Origin of the sequence: Lelliottia jeotgali, assembly GCF_016771845.1 — a bacterium.
GTDB lineage: Bacteria > Pseudomonadota > Gammaproteobacteria > Enterobacterales > Enterobacteriaceae > Enterobacter > Enterobacter jeotgali.
In genome coordinates, this window is record NZ_JAENMQ010000005.1 from 108689 (window position 1) to 131707 (window position 23019).

Genomic DNA, 23019 nt, shown 5'->3' on the forward strand with positions numbered 1-23019 from the left:
AATTGTCGCAGTGCTTGCATTGCTAATCGGGTAGCCGGCTTCTACTCTGTTGATAATCAAAATAATGAGGAGAGTTCTGTGCGTATTGGGATTGATTTGGGCGGCACTAAAACAGAAGTCATTGCGCTGAGCGATAGCGGCGAGCAATTATTTCGCCATCGACTGCCAACGCCGCGTGACGACTACCAGCAAACCATTGAAACGATCGCGACTCTGGTCGGGATGGCGGAAACCGCCACCGGACAGACCGGCACGGTGGGAATGGGGATCCCTGGCTCTATCTCGCCTTACACGGGCGTGGTGAAAAACGCGAACTCCACCTGGCTTAACGGGCAGCCGTTTGATAAAGATTTGAGTGCACGCCTGAACCGCGAAGTGCGGCTGGCGAATGACGCTAACTGTCTGGCAGTGTCGGAGGCCATTGACGGCGCGGCGGCCGGGGCCCAGACCGTCTTTGCCGTGATTATTGGCACCGGCTGCGGCGCGGGCGTGGCGTTCAATGGTCGCGCGCACATCGGCGGCAACGGCACGGCGGGCGAGTGGGGGCATAACCCCTTACCGTGGATGGACGAGGATGAACTCAAATACCGTGCCGAAGTGCCGTGCTACTGCGGCAAACAGGGCTGTATCGAGACATTTATTTCCGGCACCGGTTTTGCTACCGATTATCGTCGCCTGAGCGGTCAGCCGCTGAAAGGCAACGAGATTATGCGCCTGGTTGAAGAACACGACGCCGTTGCCGAACTGGCGTTGAGCCGCTACGAAATGCGTCTGGCGAAATCGCTGGCGCACGTCGTCAATATTCTTGACCCGGATGTGATCGTGCTGGGCGGTGGCATGAGCAACGTCGACCGGATATACACCACGGTCCCTAATCTGGTGAAACAGTGGGTCTTTGGCGGGGAATGCGAAACCCCGATCCGCAAAGCGGTACACGGTGATTCAAGTGGTGTGCGCGGTGCGGCGTGGTTATGGCCTAATTAATATGACAAGCCTGAAGGAAAACTTCAGGCTTTTTATTTGGCAAAGCAATCGCTCCGGACAGTAATATGTTTACATTGACTGCGTGTTAACATCTATATTGCATTTAAACACGATGAGATAGTCTTTGCAGTGAACCGTCGCCGTACTGGTCACCATTACACTTTTTTGCGACGGATTAACTGGAATAGATACGGACTTTGAGGTGCCAATATTGACACAGCCTTGTAATAATAAGGCCGCAATTGCTAAAGAAAGATAACATATTTTTTTCATTATAAGCCTCTCAAAATCTCGGTACGTTTTATCTGATATTCTTTGGCGTTAATAAGTTTTTGAGATTTTAACTTATCCAGTTCTTCCAGTCGGCTCGTCACAGTTGCGCTAACAACGGGTGTCGGGGCAGGCGTGACCAGTGATGCCGTTGCAGGCGTATTTTCCATTCCGCCAACCGGCGTCATCTCAAGATTCACTTTGCATGTAATGATAAAGAAAATATCTTTGCAGCGTGCGGTCGCATTTGTATCCACGACGATATGGTCAGCACCAGGTTGTGGCGTCACCTGAATAGTTTTAGTGGTGGATACCGTTGCACATCCAGCCAGAGCAATCGGTAATAGAACAGGAAGTAAATAGCGCATACGATCCTCAATAATGGTTGCTCCCAATAAGTGGAATAATATCCATAGGCCTGTGAAAGCCAGACAATAAGAAACAAGAAATCAACCACGAAGGAACGGTGGGTAATATGCGAGCAAGGAATGTCTTACAGGAGCGAATTAAGTCGCCATAGGTTAAATAATATTAAAAACGGCTTTTTGATCGTCGTCACATTTTTTGCGATTTGTAATAATCAGACATAAATCTGGGGCTGGGATGCAGCCCCAATCTTTAACCTCACTCCACCGCAAACTCCCGGTCTAGCTTGCTATACCCCAGCCCGTTAATTTTCTTCACTTTAATTTGTACCGGAATGCGCTCTTTCATTGCTTCGACGTGGCTGATGACGCCAATGGTTTTTCCCGTCGCGTTAAGGGCATCCAGCGCGTCCAGCGCCGTATCAAGCGTTTCGCTGTCGAGCGTGCCAAACCCTTCATCGAGGAATAGCGAATCGATACGCGTTTTATGGCTTACCAGGTCAGACAGCGCCAGCGCCAGCGCCAGACTCACCAGGAAGCTTTCACCACCGGAGAGTGTGCGTGTATCACGCACCGCATCGGCCTGCCAGGTATCGACCACTTCCAGCTCCAGCGCATCGCTGGCCTTGCGTTGCAACAGATAGCGTCCGTGCAGGCGGTTGAGCTGCTGATTTGCCAGCCACACCAGATTGTCGAGCGTCAGCCCCTGGGCAAATTTACGGAAACGATCGCCGGTACTGGAGCCGATGAGCGAATTCAGATATCCCCAGTCATCCGCCAGACGCGCGGCTTCTTCAATCTGCTGCATCAATCCTTGCTGATGAAGACGGTTATCGCTGTCCTGCTTGAGCTGCTGGCGGATTTCGCCCTGTCGGGTGGTGTTTTCGCGTAGCTGTTGGGCCAGATTTTGCAGCTGTGCCTGTAGCGTCTGCGCATCGCTTTCCAGTCCTTCCGGGCGTAGTACCTGGTGAGTTTGCACTCTTTGGCTGGCCTCTGTGGAGAGCGCTGTTGCCTGCTGGATCTGACTTTCCAGCGTTTGTTTCAGTTTTTCCAGATGCTGGAGAGTGTCGTTATCCAGCAGGGCGGCGAGGAAAGCCTCTCTGTCGACGAAGATGCTGGCTGTCAGTGCGGCGGAAAACTGCTTTTGCGACTCCAGCAACCGTTCGCTTTCCAGCCCTTCCTGCTGCTGTAAAGTGGCGAGCTGGCTTTGAAGAGAAACACACTGGTCATGGATTTCGCGCCAGTTATCAGGAATAGCCGGTTCCATTTCTGCCGTGTCAGTTGCAGGAAGGGTGTCGAGCAGCGGCGTCAGGACGTTTATTCGTTCCTGAATAGCCTGACTTTGTGTCTGTTTTTCCTGCCACTGGGCGGATTCGGTTTCACGTGCGGCCAGCCATGCCGCTTCTGCGCCTTCCTCAGGAACCGTCAGAGACAGCGCCAGCAGAGCCTTTTCCAGCGCCGTTCGGGCTGCCGCCTGCTGTTGCTGATACTGGCGATCCTGCTCTTCTTGTTCGTTAAGCTGGCTTTGCAGCGCCAGGCGCTGACTCAACTGATACAGCTGGCGCTCATAATGTTCCTGTTCGCTCAACCAAGGGGCAATATCTTCCTGAATATTCAGGGTGATATTCAGGGCCGCACACACCTCCTGCCACTCTTTAGTGAGCGCTTGCTCTTCCTGAGACAGCGACTGGCTCTCTGCATTTTCTCTCTGGATCTGCTGAGTCAGGGCATTGACCTGGCCCACAATGAGCAGACCCTCGTCTTTCAGATCGGCGACCTCTTTTGCCAGCCGATCGCGACGCTGCTGGTTGGCGCTCAGCTCCAGCGCCTGATAATCCGTGACCGCCGGATGGGTGACAGAACCACACAGTGGACAAGGCAGCCCGGCCTGCAGCAGCGCGCGCTCCGCTTCCAGACTTTTGATTTTCTCTTCCTGCTTGCAGAGCGTTTCAATGTCCTGGTAGTGCTGCTTTTTTTCTTTGTATTGCTGGCGACGCTGCTCCAGCGTGGTATTGAGTGCGGCCTGATCGGCCTGCGCTTTTAATACGCTTTCGCTGTTCTGTTTAAGTCGCTTTTGTAGCGGCTGATAGCGGGCTTGCAGCGCAGTGAGACGCTGGCGTGTGGCACGAGTCTGCGATTGTTTCTCCATCGCTGCGCCGACATCTTCCGCCGTCAGCGTCAGCGTGCTCTCCGGCAAGCTTCCCTGCTTTTGACGTAATTCCGCGATACGAACAGCGAGCGCAGCGCGCTGGTTTTTATCACGATTCAACTGAGCAAAGTGCGCACGCCAGCCGGCGATCTCCTGGCCCCACTGGCGAAAACGATCGTGTTCTGCCAGCCATTGCATCAGGGCGTGATGTTCAGCCTGTAGCTGCTCGCGAGTGTGTAGTGCGGTATGACGAATGCGTGAGCGCAACGCGATTCGGGTGAGTAAGCGAGTGTTTACTTCTGTAATTTGCTGCCTGGTCTGCGCCAGACGCGTGGTCTGCTCCTGCTGGCGTTCCCAGAGGGGGCGGAGTAGCGCGGCAGGTTGTGCCAGCTGTAACTTTGCCAGCTCTGGCGCGGCCTGGTTCAGCGCCGTTTGTGCCTGCTCCAGGGCTGCGGTTGCACGCTGCTGCTCGCGGAGCAGTTCGTCATGGCGCGTCAGCCACTGAAAATCCTGCGAACGGTATTGCTGTTCGCTGAGCAGGGTTTTCTCTTCGTCAGTAAGTACCTGCAAACCCTGTTGCAGCTGCTGTTGCTGCTCTTCGCTTAGAAGTACGACGCCTGCCGCCTGCGCTTCACGCATTTCCAGCTCGGTTCGCGCTGTTTTGTGCTTTTCAAACACCATTGCGGAGATTTGGCCGTAGATCTCCGTGCCAGTCAGCTCTTCTAAAAGCTCTGCACGCTCTTTGGGTTTCGCGTTGAGAAACGCCGCGAACTGCCCTTGCGACAGCAGCATCGAACGGGTAAACCGCCCATAGTCCAGCCCGGTCAGCGAGGCCGTGAGATCGAGTTTATCTTTTACCTTATCGGCGAGAATTTTGCCGTCTTCGCACTGGGCCAGTTCCACACGCGGTGCCTGTAAGTTCCCGTCCGGCTGGTTGCGGGCGCGATTCTGGCTCCAGAATGCGCGATAGGCCACGCCTTTCACTTCGAACTCCACTTCGGCGAGACACTCCGCCGTGTCGCGGGTCATCAGATCGTTTTGCGACTGCGAGACCGTATTCAGGCGTGGCGTCTCGTGATAAAGCGCCAGGCAGATGGCATCGAGCAGGGTGGTTTTTCCCGCACCGGTCGCACCGGTAATGGCGAACAGCCCGTTGCTGGCAAACGGCTCGGCGATGAAGTCGATTTTCCATTCACCCTTCAGGGAGTTGAGGTTTTTCAGACGCAGGCTGAGAATTTTCATGCGTTATTTTCCTCGTCATGCAGCGCGTGCAGGGTGTGGGTGAACAGTTCATTGAGGCGTTTGCGCTGCGCATCATCAATATCTTCCTGCGCCAGGCGACGTTCGAACACCTCCTCGACTTTTAACTCGCTGAGTGTTTCGCGCTGGGCGCTTAACAGAATTTTCTCGCGCTGTTCGCGGCTGCGGCGCACCAGCAACACTTCTACGGGCAGGTCTTCGGTCAGTGTCTGGATTTTGCGCTGCATGTCATGCAGATATTCATCGGTGCTGATTTCGATATCCAGCCACACGGGCGGGGACTGCTCTACGCCGCGCCACTGCTCAAGCTGCGCGGCGATGGCGTTCAAATCGCCCTTAAGCATCGCCAGCGGTTGCGTGACTGGAACGACCAGAGTCTCGACGGCGCTCAGTTTACCGTAGCTAAAGCTCACCAGATGGACGCTTTTTCCTTTTCCGGTTTCATCAAAGCTGAGGGAGATCGGCGAGCCGCAGTAGCGGATGTGTTCGCAGCCACCAATGACCTGTGCGCGGTGAATGTGTCCAAGAGCGATGTAATCGGCAGGGGGGAAATTTTGCGCCGGGAAGGCGTCCAGCGTACCGATGTAAATCTCGCGCACCGCGTCACTTTTGCTGGCGCCGACGGTGGTCAGATGCCCGGTAGCGATGACGGGCAGCGCCGCGTCGCCGCGCAGCGCGCAGGCATCCACGTATTGTTGCTGATAATAATCGGTGATCGCCTGTAACAGATGCTGCTGCTTTTCGCCGCCGGATAGCCCGGCCTGGCTCTGGACAATATCGCGCGGGCGCAAAAAAGGAATAGGGCAAAGCACGGCGCCCGGGGTGCCATCGCGTTTTTTCAGGATTTGTGGGGCATGTCCTGCGTTAGCCACTACAGTGGTATTCAGAAACGCGAGAATGTCGCGGGATTCGTTGAGCGTGGCGACGGAATCGTGGTTGCCCGCGACGATCACCAGATGGCAGCCCGTCTGCTGCAAATTCACCACGAAGCGGTTGTAGAGTTCTCGCGCATAGCTCGGCGGCTGCCCGGTGTCAAAAATGTCTCCGGCGACGATGATGGCGTCCACCTCCTGCGACTGCGCTGTCTCCAGCAGCCAGTTCAGGAAAGCCTCATGTTCGGCGGCACGACTTTTACTGTAAAAATTTTGACCCAGATGCCAGTCCGAGGTGTGAAGTATGCGCATAACAGTTCCGTGGCAAAAAAGAGTGAACGGGATTATACACTTCATCCTTCAGGCTGCCTCTGCGTTGGCTACATCTGCTCACCTTGATGCAACTTGAATGATTTTGTGTATCTAAGGTTCCTGTGGCTGGAAAATAACCGCTGTAATAAAACAACGGTTTGCCATTCATAGTGGAAATGTTTTTCATAAATCTGTCACAAATCTGACGCATAATGGCGCCGCATTCCAAACTAATACATTAATAAGACAGGGCAAAGTATGGCGAGACGTATTCTGGTCGTAGAAGATGAAGCTCCGATTCGCGAAATGGTGTGCTTCGTGCTCGAACAAAATGGCTTCCAGCCGGTTGAGGCGGAAGATTATGACAGCGCGGTGAATCAACTGAACGAACCCTGGCCCGATTTGATTCTGCTTGACTGGATGTTGCCCGGCGGTTCTGGCCTGCAATTTATCAAGCACATTAAACGCGAAGCGATGACCCGCGATATCCCGGTGGTCATGCTGACGGCGCGTGGTGAAGAAGAGGATCGCGTGCGCGGTCTGGAAACTGGCGCGGATGATTACATCACCAAGCCGTTCTCACCGAAAGAGCTGGTGGCACGTATTAAAGCCGTGATGCGCCGTATTTCACCGATGGCGGTGGAAGAGGTGATCGAAATGCAGGGCTTGAGCCTCGACCCAACCTCACATCGTGTCATGACTGGCGAAAACCCGCTGGACATGGGCCCGACAGAATTCAAACTTTTGCACTTCTTCATGACTCATCCGGAACGCGTTTACAGTCGCGAACAGTTGCTGAATAACGTCTGGGGGACTAACGTCTATGTCGAAGACAGAACGGTAGATGTGCATATTCGCCGCTTGCGTAAAGCGCTGGAACACAGCGGCCACGATCGTATGGTGCAGACGGTCCGCGGTACGGGTTATCGTTTTTCGACCCGTTTCTGAACAATGACAGGAGTGTGACGCGTGCTGGAACGTCTGTCATGGAAAAGGCTCGTTTTTGAACTGATCTTATGCTGTATCCCCGCCGCCATTTTGGGGGCGATTTTTGGTCATCTGCCGTGGTTTTTACTGGCGGCAGTAACCGGGCTATTGGTCTGGCATTTTTGGAATTTACTGCGTCTTTCCTGGTGGCTGTGGGTCGATCGCAGCATGACGCCACCGCCGGGAAGCGGCAGCTGGGAACCGCTGTTGTACGGCCTGCACCAGATGCAAATGCGTAATAAAAAGCGCCGTCGCGAGCTGGGAAGCCTGATCAAACGCTTTCGCAGCGGGGCGGAGTCGCTGCCAGATGCCGTCATTCTGACCACCGAAGAAGGGACCATTTTTTGGTGTAACGGCCTGGCGCAACAGCTGCTCGGACTGCGCTGGCCGGACGATAACGGCCAAAACATCCTGAACCTCCTGCGTTACCCTGAATTCACCCATTACCTGAAAAAACGCGACTTTACGCGCCCGCACAATCTGGTGCTGAACAATGGCCGACATCTTGAGATCCGCGTGATGCCCTATAGCGATCAGCAGTGGTTGATGGTGGCGCGCGATGTGACCCAGATGCACCAGCTTGAAGGCGCGAGGCGGAACTTCTTCGCCAACGTCAGCCATGAGCTGCGCACGCCGCTGACGGTGCTGCAAGGCTATCTCGAGATGATGCAGGAGCAGACGCTCGAGGGTGCGCCGCGCGAGAAAGCGCTGCACACCATGCGCGAACAGACCCATCGCATGGAAGGGCTGGTGAAACAGCTGCTGACGCTATCGAAAATTGAAGCTGCGCCGACGCTGGCGTTGAATGAAACGATCGACGTGCCGATGATGCTGCGAGTGGTGGAACGTGAAGCGCAGACGCTGAGCCATAAAAAACATCAGTTTACCTTTGAACTGGATAACAGTCTGAAGGTGCTGGGAAGCGAAGACCAGCTGCGCAGTGCGATATCAAACCTGGTGTATAACGCGGTGAACCATACGCCGGAGGGCACACATATTGTGGTGCGCTGGCAGCATGTCCCGACCGGCGCGGAGTTCAGCGTGGAAGATGATGGGCCGGGGATTGGTCCGGAGCATATTCCGCGTTTGACCGAGCGGTTTTATCGCGTGGATAAAGCACGCTCGCGGCAAACGGGGGGCAGCGGTCTTGGGCTGGCGATTGTGAAACATGCGGTGAATCATCACGACAGCCGCCTCGATATTCAGAGCACGCCGGGCAAAGGCACGCGGTTTAGTTTTGTTATCCCGGAACGTTTGATTGCCAAAAAAAGTGCCTGATTGCGCGTGTGTCAGCCTTCCTTTCCACAGGCCAGCGTTTGCTGGCCTGTTTGCTTTGCAGTCAAGCGAAACGCGAATGAATATTATACGGTTGTTGCTTTTTTGTTCGCATGATTAGCCATGAGTTTTTCTTAACCTTAGCGGATTGTTCTGGTCTGCATTTTCATGCTGGCATATTGTTCTGGTTTTCAGATCCCTCCTTGCCTTTAAACGTTATAAGCGTTTAAATTGCGCCCCATATACTGTCATACCGACTGTATTTGCGTGGTAAATCGAAAAACTATTCTTCGCCACGGCATGACGGGAGCATATCCCGCTGAAATTGAGTCAATTTTCCGCTGTATCATCCCATTTGGGATGGCGAAAATCTCAACGTTTTCAACACCACATCCACAGGCAGTAAGGTTCTATGACCCATCATTTAAAATCGCGTGACATCATCGCGCTGGGCTTTATGACTTTTGCGCTGTTCGTCGGCGCAGGTAACATCATTTTTCCTCCTATGGTTGGCTTGCAGGCGGGTGAACACGTCTGGACGGCAGCTATTGGCTTCCTGATTACTGCGGTCGGTCTACCGGTTCTGACCGTCGTGGCGCTGGCGAAAGTCGGTGGCGGCGTCGATAGTCTCAGCACCCCGATCGGTAAAGTGGCGGGTATTCTGCTGGCGACGGTCTGCTATCTGGCGGTCGGCCCGCTGTTTGCGACCCCGCGTACTGCAACCGTCTCTTTTGAAGTCGGGATTGCTCCGCTAACCGGCGACGGCGCGCTGCCGCTGCTGATTTATAGCCTGGTTTATTTCGCGCTGGTGATTCTGGTCTCCCTCTATCCGGGCAAACTGCTGGATACCGTGGGCAACTTCCTGGCACCGATGAAAATTCTGGCGCTGATCGTGCTGGCCGTGGCGGCCATCATGTGGCCGGCGGGTCCTATCAGCGAATCGCTGGACGCCTACAAAACGGCGGCATTCTCCAACGGTTTCGTGAATGGCTATCTGACTATGGACACTATGGGCGCGATGGTCTTTGGTATCGTCATCGTTAACGCCGCGCGTTCTCGCGGTGTGACCGAAGCGCGCCTGCTGACCCGCTACACCATCTGGGCTGGCCTGATGGCCGGTGTCGGACTGACGCTGCTGTATCTGGCGCTGTTCCGCCTGGGTTCTGATAGCGCGACGCTGGTCGACCAAAATGCGAACGGTGCGGCGATTTTGCATGCTTACGTTCAGCACACCTTTGGCGGTGCGGGTAGCTTCCTGCTGGCAGTGCTGATTTTCCTGGCCTGTCTGGTGACCGCGGTTGGCCTGACCTGCGCCTGTGCTGAGTTCTTCGCTCAGTATGTTCCGCTGTCCTACCGCACGCTGGTGTTCATCCTCGGCGGCTTCTCGATGGCGGTCTCTAACCTCGGTCTGAGCCACCTGATTCAGGTCTCTATCCCGGTGCTGACCGCGATTTATCCGCCGTGTATTGTGCTGGTGGTGCTGAGCTTTACCCGTCCGTGGTGGAATAATTCCTCGCGAATTATTGCCCCAACGATGTTTATCAGCCTGCTTTTTGGTATCCTTGACGGGATTAAAGCATCCGCCTTCAGTGGGATCCTGCCTGACTGGACACAGCGTCTGCCGCTGTCAGAGCAAGGCCTGGCCTGGTTAATGCCAACCGTTGTTGCGATGGTTCTGGCGATTATCTGGGACCGTGCAGCAGGGCGTCAGGTCACTTCCAGCGCGCATTAATCAACGACAAATTGTTTAACCACGGGGCTTATGGCCCCGTGGTTTTTTGTTTTTTTCGAGTTGAATGGCAAGATTTAAATGGAAAGCACGAACAAACTGAAACGTGGGCTAAGCACCCGCCACATTCGCTTTATGGCGCTTGGCTCGGCAATCGGGACAGGCCTTTTTTATGGCTCGGCAGATGCCATTAAAATGGCCGGACCCAGCGTCCTGCTGGCTTACATCATCGGCGGCGTCGCGGCCTATATCATCATGCGCGCGCTGGGCGAAATGTCGGTACACAATCCGTCAGCCAGCTCTTTCTCGCGCTATGCTCAGGAAAACCTTGGCCCGCTGGCGGGCTACATCACTGGCTGGACCTACTGCTTTGAAATCCTGATCGTGGCGATAGCCGACGTGACGGCGTTTGGCATCTACATGGGCGTCTGGTTCCCGCTGGTGCCGCACTGGATATGGGTGCTGAGCGTGGTGCTGATCATCTGCGCCGTCAACCTGATGAGCGTCAAGGTGTTCGGTGAACTGGAGTTCTGGTTCTCCTTCTTCAAAGTCGCAACCATCATCATCATGATTGTGGCCGGTTTTGGCATCATCATCTGGGGGATTGGCAACGGCGGGCAACCGACCGGGATCCATAACCTGTGGAGCAACGGTGGGTTCTTCAGTAATGGCTGGCTCGGGATGGTAATGTCGCTGCAGATGGTGATGTTTGCCTACGGCGGAATCGAAATCATCGGCATCACAGCGGGTGAAGCGAAAGACCCGGAGAAATCCATTCCGCGCGCCATCAACTCCGTACCGATGCGTATTCTGGTGTTCTATGTGGGCACCCTGTTTGTGATTATGTCCATCTATCCGTGGAACCAGGTGGGGACCAGCGGCAGCCCGTTCGTGCTGACTTTCCAGCATCTGGGCATTGCCTTTGCTGCCAGTATCCTCAACTTTGTGGTGTTGACCGCCTCGTTCTCCGCCATTAACAGCGATGTGTTCGGCGTGGGCCGTATGCTGCACGGCATGGTAGAGCAGGGCAACGCGCCGAAAGTGTTCGCCAAAACCTCGCGTCGCGGCACGCCGTGGGTGACGGTGATGGTGATGACTGTCGCGCTGCTGCTCTCGGTGTATCTGAACTACATCATGCCGGAAAACGTCTTCCTGGTGATTGCGTCACTGGCGACTTTTGCGACCGTCTGGGTGTGGATCATGATTCTGGTGTCGCAGATTGCGTTCCGTCGTCGTCTACCGCCGGAAGAGGTGAAAGCGCTGAAGTTTAAAGTGCCGGGCGGTGTCCCGACCACGGTCGTCGGCCTGATCTTCCTGGTCTTTATTATCGGTCTGATTGGCTATCATCCAGACACGCGCATCTCCCTGTACGTGGGCTTTGCGTGGATCGTCCTGTTGCTGATCGGCTGGGCGTTTAAGCGCCGCCGCGAGCGTCAGCTGGCTGAAGCGCAGTAATCCCTTCTTTTCCCTCTCCCTGTGGGAGAGGGTCAAGGTGAGGGCATCGGGCTGCACCGATCCCTCCTCCCTCCACCTCATCCCCCAATAAACCTTTTCATGATGAGTTATCCTCCACTACGCTGTGGCAAGGTGGCCTCAATTTCATCAAAGGGGATTCGTGATGTTGAACGCCTGGCACCTTCCGGTTGCCCCATTTGTTAAGCAAAACAAAGACAATTTAGTGATTACGCTCTGGCTGACAGGAGAAAATCAGCCGGAGCGCGTCATGCTGCGCGCCGAAGTGGATAACGAAGAGACGGCGCTGACGATGCACAAACTGCGCAGTCAGCCGCAGCCAGGCGTCACCGCCTGGCGGGCGACTATCGATCTGTCTCAGGGGCAGGCACGTCGACGTTACAGCTTTAAGCTGCTGTGGAATAACCGCCAGCTGTGGTTTACCCCGCAGGGCTTTAGCCGTTTTCCTCCTGCGCGGCTCGAGCAGTTCGCCGTCGATTACCCGGACCACGGCCCGCAGTGGGTCAACGATCAGGTCTTCTATCAGATCTTCCCCGATCGCTTTGCCCGAAGCCAGCAGCGCACGACGCAGCAGGATCAGGTTTATTACCACCATGCGGCAGGCCACGACATTATCCGTAAAACCTGGGACGAACCGCTGACGGCGCAGGCGGGCGGCTCGACGTTTTACGGCGGCGATCTCGATGGGATCAGCGAAAAACTGCCGTACCTGAAAAAGCTGGGTGTGACGGCGCTGTACCTGAATCCGGTGTTTAAGGCCCCGAGCGTACACAAATACGATACCGAAGATTATCGCCATGTCGACGGGCAGTTTGGCGGCGATGAGGCCTTGCTGCGTCTGCGGGAAAACACCCGCCGCGAGGGGATGCGCCTGATCCTCGACGGCGTGTTTAACCACAGCGGGGATTCTCACGCCTGGTTTGACCGGCATAACCGCGCCACCGGTGGGGCCTGTCACAATCCTGAATCCGCCCAGCGCGACTGGTACAGTTTTAACGAAGAGGGCCGGGCGCTCGACTGGCTCGGTTATCCCAGCCTGCCGAAACTCGATTTTCAGTCTCCGACGCTGGTGGAGGAGATTTACGGCGGGGAAGACAGCATCGTTCGCCACTGGCTGAAAGCGCCGTGGAACATGGACGGCTGGCGGCTAGACGTGGTGCATATGCTCGGTGAAGCGGGTGGCGCGCGAAACAATCTTCAGCACGTGACCGGCATCACTCAGGCAGCAAAAGCTGCAAAGCCCGACGCCTTTGTGTTCGGCGAGCATTTTGGCGATGCGCGTCAATGGCTTCAGGCCGATGCAGAAGATGCCTCGATGAACTATCGTGGGTTTACCTTCCCAGTGTGGGGTTTCCTCGCGAATACTGATATCTCTTACGATCCGCAGCACATCGATGCGGAAACCTGCATGGCGTGGATGGACAACTATCGCGCCAGCCTGTCGCATCAGCAGCAGCTGCGGATGTTTAACCAGCTCGACAGCCACGATACCGCGCGCTTTAAATCCCTGTTGGGCAAAGACGTGGCGCGCTTGCCGCTGGCCGTCACCTGGCTCTTTACCTGGCCGGGCGTGCCGTGCATTTATTACGGCGACGAAGTGGGGCTGGACGGCAACAACGATCCGTTCTGCCGCAAGACTTTCCCGTGGGAGAGCGAGAAGCAGGACAAAAACCTGCTGGCGCTGTATCAACGTCTGGCGAAATTGCGTAAGCATAATCAGGCGCTGCGCTACGGTGGTTGTCAGGTGGTCTATGCGCACAATCATGTGGTGGTGTTTGCCCGCGTCTATAACCAGCAGCGCGTGCTGGTGGCGATCAACCGTGGCGAAGCCTGTGAAGTGGTGCTCGATGATTCCCCACTGCTCAATCTCCAGACCTGGCAGTTGAAAGAGGGTAAAGGCGATATACAGGAAGGCGTGCTGTCGCTGCCTGCGATTTCCGCCTCCATCTGGTTCGGTAATTAACGCTTTTCTGCAACGGGCATTTGCCGCTCGTTGCAGAATATTCCCGCATGTTGTTCTGTTTAATTAAACAGAGCGGACAAATATCTTTAATATCCCGTCAATCAATACTCGCTATACTCAATTTGCTTTATCAGTCAGGGCCCGACCTCATATAGCACACATTTAGTTTTCTTTTAACATCTTGATTAAAAGGTACATTTATGTCTATCCGCGAACTGATTGACCCATCAAACTCGACGCTTATTTTTATCGACCACCAGCCGCAAATGTCTTTTGGCGTGGCGAATATTGACCGCCAACTCCTTAAGAATAATACGGTTGCGTTGGCGAAAGCGGGCAAAATATTTGATGTGCCGGTTATCTATACCTCGGTCGAAACAAAAAGTTTTAGCGGTTATATCTGGCCGGAATTACTGGCGGTTCACCCGGATGTGAAGCCGATTGAACGCACCTCGATGAACTCCTGGGAAGATGATGCGTTTGTTGCGGCGGTTAAAGCAACGGGCCGCAAAAAACTCATCATCTCGGCCCTGTGGACCGAAGTGTGCCTGACCTTCCCGGCGCTGATGGCGCTGGACGAAGGGTTCGAAGTCTACGTGGTGACCGACACCTCCGGCGGCACTTCTGTGGATGCCCACGAACGCTCCATCGACCGCATGGTGCAGGCTGGTGCGGTTCCGGTGACCTGGCAGCAGGTGCTGCTGGAGTACCAGCGCGACTGGTCTCGCAAAGAGACTTACGACGCGGTGATGGATCTGGTGCGTGAGCACAGCGGCGCTTACGGGATGGGCGTCGATTATGCCTATACCCTGGTTCACGGCGCGCCTGAGCGTAAAGCCTAACCCTCCCGGCGGGTCGATTTGACCCGCCATTTTCATCAGACCTGGACATCCTCATGGCGCAAAATTCACATGTGACGCTGGTGATCACCCATACCTTGCTGGCAGGACAGGCGGCGCGATACGAACAGTGGCTCGGCAAAATCATGCCCGTTGCCGCGGAATTCCCCGGACATCTTGGCGCGAATGTCATTCGCCCGACAGAAGGACAGAATCTGTGGACGGTCATCATTCGCTTCGACACCATCGAGCATTTATACGCCTGGACGCAGTCCGACACGCGTTCGGTACTGGTGAAGGAAATTGAACCGCTGCTGGCCGAAGGGGATAAAACGGAAGTGCGCACCGAGGCCGCGTTCTGGTTTACGCCGCCGGAAACGCACGTGCGTAAACCCAAGCAGTGGAAACAGTTTCTGGTCACGCTGATGGTTATTTTCCCCAGCACGCTGGTGGTGCCGCAACTCACCGGGGCGTTACTTCCAGGCCTGAAAGGGTCTCTTTTCCTGCATTTGATTAACGATGCTTGTGTGGTCGCGCTGGTGGTCTGGCTGTGGATGCCCATCGTGACCCGCCTGTTCGCCGGGTGGCTGAAAAAAGCCTGACCGGCTCAAAGGAGTACGTTATGTCTCAAACTGCCACACTGATCTTAACCAAAGGTCAGATCTACACCCTGGATCGTGAAAACCCGCTCACCGAGGCGGTGGCAATCGCCAACGGCAAGATCCTCGCCACCGGCAATCACGATCGGGTGATGAGTTATGCCACCGAAGGCACGCAAATTGTCGATCTGAAAGGGAGTACGGTGATTCCTGGACTCAACGATTCGCACCTGCACCTGATTCGTGGTGGGCTGAATTACAACCTCGAACTACGCTGGGAAGGCGTACCGTCCCTGGCCGATGCCCTGAGGATGCTTAAAGAGCAGGCCGACCGGACCCCGACGCCCCAGTGGGTGCGCGTGGTCGGCGGCTGGAGTGAATTTCAGTTTGCCGAACGGCGGATGCCCACGATTCAGGAGCTAAATGAAGCCGCGCCGGACACGCCGGTGTTTGTACTGCATCTCTACGATCGCGCGCTGCTCAACCGCGCGGCGCTGAAAGCCGTCGGCTACACCAAAGAGACGCCGAACCCACCGGGCGGCGAGATCGTGCGGGACAACAACGGCAACCCGACCGGGATGCTGATCGCCAAACCGAACGCGATGATCCTCTATTCGACGCTGGCGAAAGGGCCGAAGCTGCCGCTGGAACAGCAGGTGAACTCGACGCGCCAGTTTATGCGCGAGCTTAACCGCTTAGGGCTAACCAGCGCGATTGATGCGGGCGGCGGTTTCCAGAATTACCCGGAAGATTACGAAATCATCGAAGAGCTGCATGCCAAAGAGCAGATGACGATCCGCATCGCCTACAACCTCTTCACCCAGCGGCCGAAGCAGGAGCTGGAAGATTTCGAGCGCTGGACCGATATGCTCAAACCGGGGCAGGGGACTGACTTCTATCGCGCCAACGGGGCGGGTGAAATGCTGGTCTTCTCGGCGGCGGATTTTGAAGACTTCCTCCAGCCGCGCCCGGATCTGCCGGAAGGGATGGAAGACGAGCTGGAACGCGTGGTGCGTCATCTGGTGGAGCAGCGCTGGCCGTTCCGTCTGCATGCGACGTACGACGAGTCCATCAGCCGGATGCTGGACGTGTTCGAGAAAGTGAACCGCGATATTCCGTTTAACGGCCTGCACTGGTTCTTCGATCACGCTGAAACCATCACTGAGCGCAATATTGAGCGCGTCAAAGCGCTGGGTGGCGGCATTGCGGTGCAGCATCGCATGGCGTTCCAGGGTGAGTATTTTGTCGATCGTTACGGTAAAGAGGCGGTGAAACACACGCCGCCGGTGGCGAAAATGCTGGAGCTGGATGTGCCGGTAGGTTTAGGCACCGATGCCACCCGCGTGGCGAGCTACAATCCGTGGACCGCGCTGTACTGGCTGGTTTCCGGTCGCACTGTTGGCGGATTGTCGATGTATGACGACAGCAACCGCCTGCCACGTGATATCGCACTGGAACTGTGGACGGCGGGCAGCGCGTGGTTCTCCAGCGAGCAGGGCAAGAAAGGACGCATCGTCGAAGGGCAGCTCGCGGATCTGGTGGTGTTGTCGAAAGATTACTTCAGCGTGGCGGAAGAGGAGATCAAAGGCATTGAGTCGGTGTTGACGGTGGTGGGCGGGAAAGTGGTGTACGCCGCCGGGCAGTTTAGCCCGCTGTCGCCGCCGCCGATCCCTGTTCTGCCCGAGTGGTCACCGGTGGTGAAGGTGCCGGGGCATTATCGCTCTGCGCCGCCGGTTGCCTCAAATGTCGGTGCTGTAGTGCAGATGCATCAGTGCATCGGTAGCTGCGGTGTGCATGGGCATCAGCACGGCATTGCTCGCCAGTCTGGCATTCCGGTGTCGGACGACCAGGCGTTCTGGGGCGTACTGGGATGTTCGTGTTTCGCGTTTTAACGTGACAATTCGCGGTTTTGTAGGCCGGGTAAGGCGAAGCCGCCACCTGGCGCAAGGGCGGGATTGGTGCGGCCTGGTGCCCTCACCCCAACCCTCTCCCACGGGGAGAGGGAGATACAAAAAAGGCTCGCATTTGCGAGCCTTTTATCATCCGTTGCCGATTACAGGCTGGATACGTTCTCAGACAGGTATTTAGCCACGCCGTCCGGAGACGCGTTCATGCCTTCTTTCCCTTTTTCCCACTGAGCCGGGCACACTTCGCCGTGCTCTTCGTGGAATTGCAGCGCGTCAACCATGCGCAGCATTTCGTCAACGTTACGGCCCAGTGGCAGATCGTTTACTACCTGGTGACGCACGATGCCGTTCGCGTCGATCAGGAAGGAGCCGCGCAGTGCCACGCCAGCGTCCGGGTGTTCGATACCGTATGCCTGCTGGATTTCACGTTTGATGTCCGCAACCATTGCGTATTTCACTGCACCGATGCCGCCTTTGTCGACAGGGGTGTTACGCCATGCGTTGTGTACAAATTCGGAGTCGAAGGAAACACCGACAACTTCAACGCCACGTTTCTGGAATTCTTCGTAACGTTTGTCGAATGCGATCAGTTCTGATGGGCAAACGAAGGTGAAGTCCATTGGCCAGAAGAACAGAACGGTAGCTTTACCGTTGGTGTGCTGTTTGAAGTTGAAGTTCTCAACGATTTCACCGTTACCGAGAACGGCAGCAGCTGTAAAATCCGGAGCCGGACGAGTGACCAGAACCATGTGATTCTCCTGTAGTTACTGAGGTTATTTGGAACGCAACGCGGGCCAGTATAGAGAGTGTTCAGGGTTAAGACAAAGAGGCACGGGCAATCGTTCAGCCAGTTTTTACCTATCAATCACACTTCTATTAAAGTTGTTTGTTTTTCGCCTGCGCCATCATACGCGGATAGAACTGCCAGAAGCGAGCTTCCAGTGCATCATAATGGGTATCCAGATCCTGCCAGGAGTCGCGCAGGGCATCGAGTCGCGGACGACGACTGGCCATGCCGTTCAGCACCCGCTGGATAAACTCCATATCGCGATAGCGCTCAAGCCAGCGTTCAGACCACAGATAATCATTCAGATTCACAAAGCGCGGCGGCGACTCCGGCAAAATTAACGCTACCTGCGAATGGGCATAGCGGACAAATTCCGCTAGAGGCATGTCTGGCGACAGTTGCGCCCAATGGCGAGACAGAAAGTGATCCCACATCACATCCAGCGTAATGGGTGCGACGCGCCGCGTTTCGGGACGAAACCACGCTTTGGCTTCTTTCACTTCCGGTAGGTTATCGGTCAATACATCAATGCGACGATGCATGAAAATACCGTCCACCACCTCGGCAGAATAGTCGTCTGCCGGGTTGCCGCGAACAAAATCGGCCAGCAAATTACCGGAAAGTGAGCTGTCAGCGAGGTGGGCGAGGTGCAGGTGAGCGAGAAAATTCATGCGTTTTGGTATCCGGATACGGCTAGTTGTTGCAGCAAAGAGGTGTGAGCACTAGACTAAGCCGCCTGTTTTTAAGTCACGAGTATAAGTCATGCGCGTCGCCGATTTCTCCTTTGAATTACCTGAATCCCTGATTGCCCACTATCCGCAGCCGGAGCGCAGTGGTTGCCGCTTGCTGTCACTGGACGGGCCAACGGGCGCGCTGACGCACGGTACTTTCACCGATTTGCTCGACAAGCTCAACCCTGGCGATCTGCTGGTCTTTAACAATACCCGCGTGATCCCGGCGCGTCTGTTTGGCCGTAAAGCCAGCGGCGGCAAGATTGAAGTGCTGGTTGAGCGCATGCTCGATGACAAACGTATTTTGGCACATATTCGCGCCTCCAAAGCGCCAAAGCCGGGTGCGGAACTGCTGCTGGGCGATGATGAAAGCATCAACGCGACGATGACGGCCCGCCACGGCGCGCTGTTTGAAGTCGAGTTTAATGATGAACGCCCGGTGCTGGATATTCTGAATGCTATCGGCCACATGCCGCTGCCGCCGTATATCGACCGCCCGGATGAAGATGCTGACCGCGAGCTGTATCAGACGGTCTACAGCGAAAAACCAGGCGCTGTCGCGGCACCGACCGCCGGTCTGCACTTTGATGAACCGCTGTTGGAAAAACTGCGTGAGAAAGGCATCGAGATGGCGTTTGTGACGCTGCACGTCGGCGCGGGGACCTTCCAGCCGGTGCGCGTAGACTCTATCGAAGATCACATCATGCACTCCGAATATGCCGAAGTGCCGCAAGAGGTGGTTGACGCAGTACTGGCGGCGAAAGCGCGCAACAGCCGTGTGATTGCCGTCGGCACCACGTCCGTTCGATCGCTTGAGAGCGCAGCGCAGGCGGCAAAAACTGACCTGATCGAGCCCTTCTTCGGTGACACGCAGATCTTCATCTATCCAGGTTATCAATACAAAGTGATTGATGCGCTGGTGACCAACTTCCATCTGCCTGAATCGACTTTGATTATGCTGGTGTCGGCATTTGCCGGTTATCAGAACACCATGAATGCCTATAAGGCTGCGGTAGAACAAAATTATCGCTTTTTTAGTTACGGTGACGCGATGTTTATCACGTACAATCCGTCCGCTATTCAGGAACGCGTTGGGGAATAACTTCCGCTACGCTTGGTTTACACGTCGGACTGTTTTTCTGACGCGGGAGAAAAAATGAAATTTGAACTCGATACCACCGACGGACGCGCTCGCCGTGGCCGCCTGGTGTTTGATCGCGGCGTCGTTGAAACGCCAGCATTTATGCCTGTCGGCACCTACGGCACCGTAAAAGGGATGACGCCGGAAGAAGTTGAAGCCACTGGCGCACAGATTATCCTCGGTAACACCTTCCACCTGTGGCTGCGCCCAGGCCAGGAAGTGATGAAACTGCACGGCGATCTGCATGATTTCATGCAGTGGAAAGGCCCGATCCTCACCGATTCCGGCGGCTTCCAGGTGTTCAGCCTCGGTGATATTCGTAAGATCACCGAACAGGGCGTGCACTTCCGTAACCCGATCAACGGCGATCCGATCTTCCTCGATCCTGAAAAATCCATGGAAATTCAGTACGATCTCGGCTCAGAAATCGTGATGATCTTCGACGAATGTACGCCATATCCTGCGGACTGGGATTACGCGAAGCGTTCGATGGAGATGTCATTGCGTTGGGCGAAACGTAGCCGTGACCGTTTTGACGGCCTTGAAAACAAAAATGCACTGTTCGGTATTATTCAGGGCAGCGTTTACGAAGATTTACGTGATATCTCTGTTAAAGGTCTGGTAGAGATAGGTTTTGATGGCTACGCTGTCGGCGGTTTGGCTGTGGGTGAGCCGAAGGAAGACATGCACCGTATTCTGGAGCATGTTTGCCCGCAAATCCCAGAGGATAAACCACGATACCTGATGGGTGTGGGTAAACCAGAGGATCTGGTAGAAGGCGTGCGTCGTGGCATCGATATGTTCGACTGCGTCATGCCGACCCGCAACGCGCGTAACGGCCACCTGTTTGTGACCGATGGTGTGGTGAAAATCCGTAACGCGAAGCATAAAAATGACACCAGCACGCTTGATGCCGAGTGTGATTGCTATACCTGTCGTCATTATTCTCGCGCGTATCTGTATCATCTTGATCGTTGCAATGAGATTTTAGGCGCGCGTCTCAATACCATTCATAACCTTCGTTATTATCAGCGTTTAATGGCTGGTTTACGTAAGGCTATCGAAGAGGGTAAATTAGAGAGCTTCGTGACTGATTTTTACCAACGTCAGGGTCGTGATGTTCCACCTTTGAACGTTGACTAATTTAATAATGAGGGAATTTGAATGAGCTTTTTTATTTCTGATGCGGTAGCAGCAACTGGCGCACCGTCGCAGGGCAGCCCGATGTCTCTGATTCTGATGCTGGTGGTGTTTGGTCTGATCTTCTATTTCATGATCCTGCGTCCACAGCAGAAACGCACCAAAGAACACAAAAACCTGATGAGCTCCATCGCGAAAGGCGATGAAGTGCTGACGAGTGGCGGTCTGGTGGGTCGCGTGACGAAAGTGGCTGAAACCGGCTACATCTCTATCGCGCTGAACGATACCACTGAAGTGGTTATCAAACGTGACTTCGTTGCTGCCGTACTGCCGAAAGGCACGATGAAGGCGCTGTAATCTAACTTTTCCCATAGGGAACTGCCGTGTTAAACCGTTATCCTTTGTGGAAGTACATCATGCTGGTCGTCGTGATTATCGTCGGCCTGCTGTACGCACTTCCCAACCTGTATGGTGAGGATCCGGCCGTTCAAATCACTGGCGCGCGCGGTGTCGCCGCCAGTGAGCAAACGCTGATCCAGGTCCAGAAAACGTTACAAGAAGAAAAAATTACCGCTAAGTCTGTGGCACTGGAAGAGGGCGCAATTCTTGCTCGCTTCGACACCACCGACACGCAGCTCCGCGCACGTGAAGCGCTGATGGGCGTGCTGGGTGACAAATATGTCGTGGCGTTAAACCTTGCTCCTGCAACCCCGCGTTGGTTAGCCTCCATCAATGCAGAGCCGATGAAACTCGGTCTTGATCTGCGTGGCGGCGTTCACTTCCTGATGGAAGTGGATATGGATACCGCGCTCGGCAAGCTGCAGGAACAGAACATTGATAGCCTGCGCAGCGATCTGCGTGAAAAAAGCATTCCTTACACTACCGTGCGTAAGGAAGATAACTACGGTCTGAGCATTACGTTCCGTGACGCCACGGCGCGCGATCAGGCAGTGGATTATCTGACTGCTCGTCACCGCGATCTGGTGATTTCTCGCCAGGGTAGCAATCAGCTGCGTGCGGTCATGACCGATCAACGTCTGAGCGAAGCGCGTGAATATGCGGTTCAGCAGAACATCAACATCCTGCGTAACCGTGTGAACCAACTGGGTGTTGCTGAGCCACTGGTGCAGCGTCAGGGTGCTGACCGTATCGTGGTTGAGCTGCCGGGTATTCAGGATACCGCGCGTGCCAAAGAGATTTTGGGTGCGACGGCAACGCTGGAATTCCGTCTGGTGAACACCAATGTGGATCAATCCGCAGCGGCGTCCGGGCGTGTACCGGGTGATTCCGAAGTGAAACAGACCCGTGAAGGCCAGCCAGTTGTGCTGTACAAACGCGTGATTCTGACCGGTGACCATATCACCGACTCCACTTCCAACCAGGATGAATACAATCAGCCGCAGGTTAACATCTCGCTTGATAGCGCAGGTGGTAACATCATGTCCAACTTCACGAAGGATAACATCGGTAAACCGATGGCGACCCTGTTCGTGGAGTACAAAGACAGCGGTAAAAAAGATGCCAACGGTCGTGCGATTCTGGTGAAAGAGGAAGAGGTGATTAACATCGCCAACATCCAGTCTCGCCTGGGTAACAGCTTCCGTATTACCGGTATCAACAACCCGAACGAAGCGCGTCAGCTCTCTCTGCTGCTGCGTGCCGGTGCGCTGATTGCGCCAATTCAGATTGTTGAAGAACGCACCATTGGTCCTACTCTGGGTATGCAAAACATCACTCAGGGCCTGGAAGCGTGTCTGGCTGGTCTGGCGGTATCCATTATCTTCATGCTGTTCTTCTATAAGAAGTTTGGCCTGATTGCGACCTCCGCGCTGCTGGCAAACCTGGTGTTGATCATCGGGATTATGTCTCTGCTGCCAGGGGCGACGCTGACTATGCCGGGTATTGCGGGTATCGTTCTAACCCTTGCGGTGGCGGTCGACGCCAACGTATTGATAAACGAACGTATCAAAGAAGAACTGAGCAATGGTCGCTCCGTACAACAGGCGATTGATGAAGGCTATAAAGGCGCTTTCAGCTCCATCTTCGATGCGAACGTAACAACACTGATTAAGGTTCTGATCCTGTACGCAGTGGGTACCGGCGCGATCAAAGGCTTTGCTATCACTACCGGTATCGGTGTGGCAACGTCGATGTTTACCGCTATTGTCGGCACCCGTGCCATCGTGAACCTGCTGTATGGCGGCAAGCGCGTCAAAAAGCTGTCTATCTGAGGAGT

The 23019-nt window shown here is 55.1% G+C and carries 18 protein-coding genes; 13 read left to right on the forward strand and 5 right to left on the reverse strand.

All coding sequences use genetic code 11. The features are described from left to right. Positions 1-78 precede the first annotated feature (78 nt). A complete protein-coding gene (gene mak, locus JBO43_RS12390) occupies positions 79-984 on the forward strand; it encodes a fructokinase (protein ID WP_095280957.1) in 906 nt (301 codons plus the stop codon). 272 nt (positions 985-1256) lie between these two features. Here mak and JBO43_RS12395 read toward each other — a convergent pair whose 3' ends face one another. From JBO43_RS12395 to sbcD, 3 genes are all read right to left on the reverse strand, one after another. Next, positions 1257-1622, reverse strand: a complete 366-nt coding sequence (locus JBO43_RS12395) for a hypothetical protein (RefSeq protein ID WP_202674428.1) — start codon at positions 1620-1622, stop codon at positions 1257-1259. A gap of 256 nt (positions 1623-1878) precedes the next feature. Then, on the reverse strand, positions 1879-5010 hold the full coding sequence (sbcC, locus tag JBO43_RS12400) for an exonuclease subunit SbcC (protein ID WP_202674429.1): 3132 nt from the start codon (positions 5008-5010) through the stop codon (positions 1879-1881). Further along, complete coding sequence (sbcD, locus tag JBO43_RS12405; RefSeq protein WP_202674430.1) at positions 5007-6212, reverse strand: exonuclease subunit SbcD; 1206 nt, start codon at positions 6210-6212, stop codon at positions 5007-5009. The genes sbcC and sbcD overlap by 4 nt, the downstream gene beginning before the upstream one ends. 258 nt (positions 6213-6470) lie before the next feature. Between sbcD and phoB the strand changes: the two genes are divergently transcribed. From phoB to JBO43_RS12445, 8 genes are all read left to right on the forward strand, one after another. Further along, positions 6471-7160 (forward strand): phosphate response regulator transcription factor PhoB, encoded by a 690-nt coding sequence (phoB, locus tag JBO43_RS12410; RefSeq protein WP_095280962.1) that lies wholly within the window; start codon positions 6471-6473, stop codon positions 7158-7160. 21 nt (positions 7161-7181) lie between these two features. Beyond that, the gene (phoR, locus tag JBO43_RS12415; protein WP_103947633.1) at positions 7182-8477 is read left to right on the forward strand and encodes a phosphate regulon sensor histidine kinase PhoR; all 1296 of its coding nucleotides are present in this window, start codon (positions 7182-7184) and stop codon (positions 8475-8477) included. A gap of 409 nt (positions 8478-8886) precedes the next feature. Next, positions 8887-10206: a branched-chain amino acid transporter carrier protein BrnQ gene (brnQ, locus tag JBO43_RS12420; RefSeq protein ID WP_095280964.1), complete on the forward strand. Its 1320-nt coding sequence runs from the start codon at positions 8887-8889 to the stop codon at positions 10204-10206. 78 nt (positions 10207-10284) lie between these two features. Then, complete coding sequence (gene proY, locus JBO43_RS12425) at positions 10285-11658, forward strand: proline-specific permease ProY (protein WP_202674431.1); 1374 nt, start codon at positions 10285-10287, stop codon at positions 11656-11658. Between the two features lie 163 nt (positions 11659-11821). Next, complete coding sequence (gene malZ, locus JBO43_RS12430) at positions 11822-13639, forward strand: maltodextrin glucosidase (RefSeq protein ID WP_103950102.1); 1818 nt, start codon at positions 11822-11824, stop codon at positions 13637-13639. 200 nt (positions 13640-13839) lie between these two features. Next, a complete protein-coding gene (locus JBO43_RS12435; RefSeq protein ID WP_095280967.1) occupies positions 13840-14481 on the forward strand; it encodes a hydrolase in 642 nt (213 codons plus the stop codon). Between the two features lie 53 nt (positions 14482-14534). Next, positions 14535-15080, forward strand: coding sequence for an antibiotic biosynthesis monooxygenase (locus JBO43_RS12440; protein ID WP_103947630.1), 546 nt, complete (start codon positions 14535-14537; stop codon positions 15078-15080). A 20-nt stretch (positions 15081-15100) separates the two neighbouring features. Beyond that, positions 15101-16969, forward strand: a complete 1869-nt coding sequence (locus tag JBO43_RS12445; RefSeq protein WP_202674432.1) for an amidohydrolase — start codon at positions 15101-15103, stop codon at positions 16967-16969. 161 nt (positions 16970-17130) lie between these two features. On the opposite strand, the gene JBO43_RS12450 is transcribed toward JBO43_RS12445, so the two are convergent. Further along, complete coding sequence (locus tag JBO43_RS12450) at positions 17131-17733, reverse strand: peroxiredoxin (RefSeq protein WP_012016277.1); 603 nt, start codon at positions 17731-17733, stop codon at positions 17131-17133. Positions 17734-17860: 127 nt separating this feature from the next. After that, positions 17861-18442, reverse strand: a complete 582-nt coding sequence (gene acpH, locus JBO43_RS12455; protein WP_202674433.1) for an ACP phosphodiesterase — start codon at positions 18440-18442, stop codon at positions 17861-17863. Positions 18443-18533: 91 nt separating this feature from the next. On the opposite strand from acpH, the gene queA reads away from it, so the two are divergent. The 4 genes from queA to secD are packed head-to-tail and all read left to right on the forward strand — an operon-like array spanning position 18534 to position 23014. Beyond that, positions 18534-19604, forward strand: coding sequence for a tRNA preQ1(34) S-adenosylmethionine ribosyltransferase-isomerase QueA (gene queA, locus JBO43_RS12460; RefSeq protein ID WP_103947628.1), 1071 nt, complete (start codon positions 18534-18536; stop codon positions 19602-19604). 54 nt (positions 19605-19658) lie between these two features. Then, positions 19659-20786: a tRNA guanosine(34) transglycosylase Tgt gene (tgt, locus tag JBO43_RS12465; RefSeq protein ID WP_202674434.1), complete on the forward strand. Its 1128-nt coding sequence runs from the start codon at positions 19659-19661 to the stop codon at positions 20784-20786. Between the two features lie 21 nt (positions 20787-20807). Further along, positions 20808-21140, forward strand: a complete 333-nt coding sequence (gene yajC, locus JBO43_RS12470) for a preprotein translocase subunit YajC (protein ID WP_095280973.1) — start codon at positions 20808-20810, stop codon at positions 21138-21140. A 26-nt stretch (positions 21141-21166) separates the two neighbouring features. Then, positions 21167-23014: a protein translocase subunit SecD gene (secD, locus tag JBO43_RS12475; RefSeq protein WP_095280974.1), complete on the forward strand. Its 1848-nt coding sequence runs from the start codon at positions 21167-21169 to the stop codon at positions 23012-23014. Positions 23015-23019 lie beyond the last annotated feature (5 nt).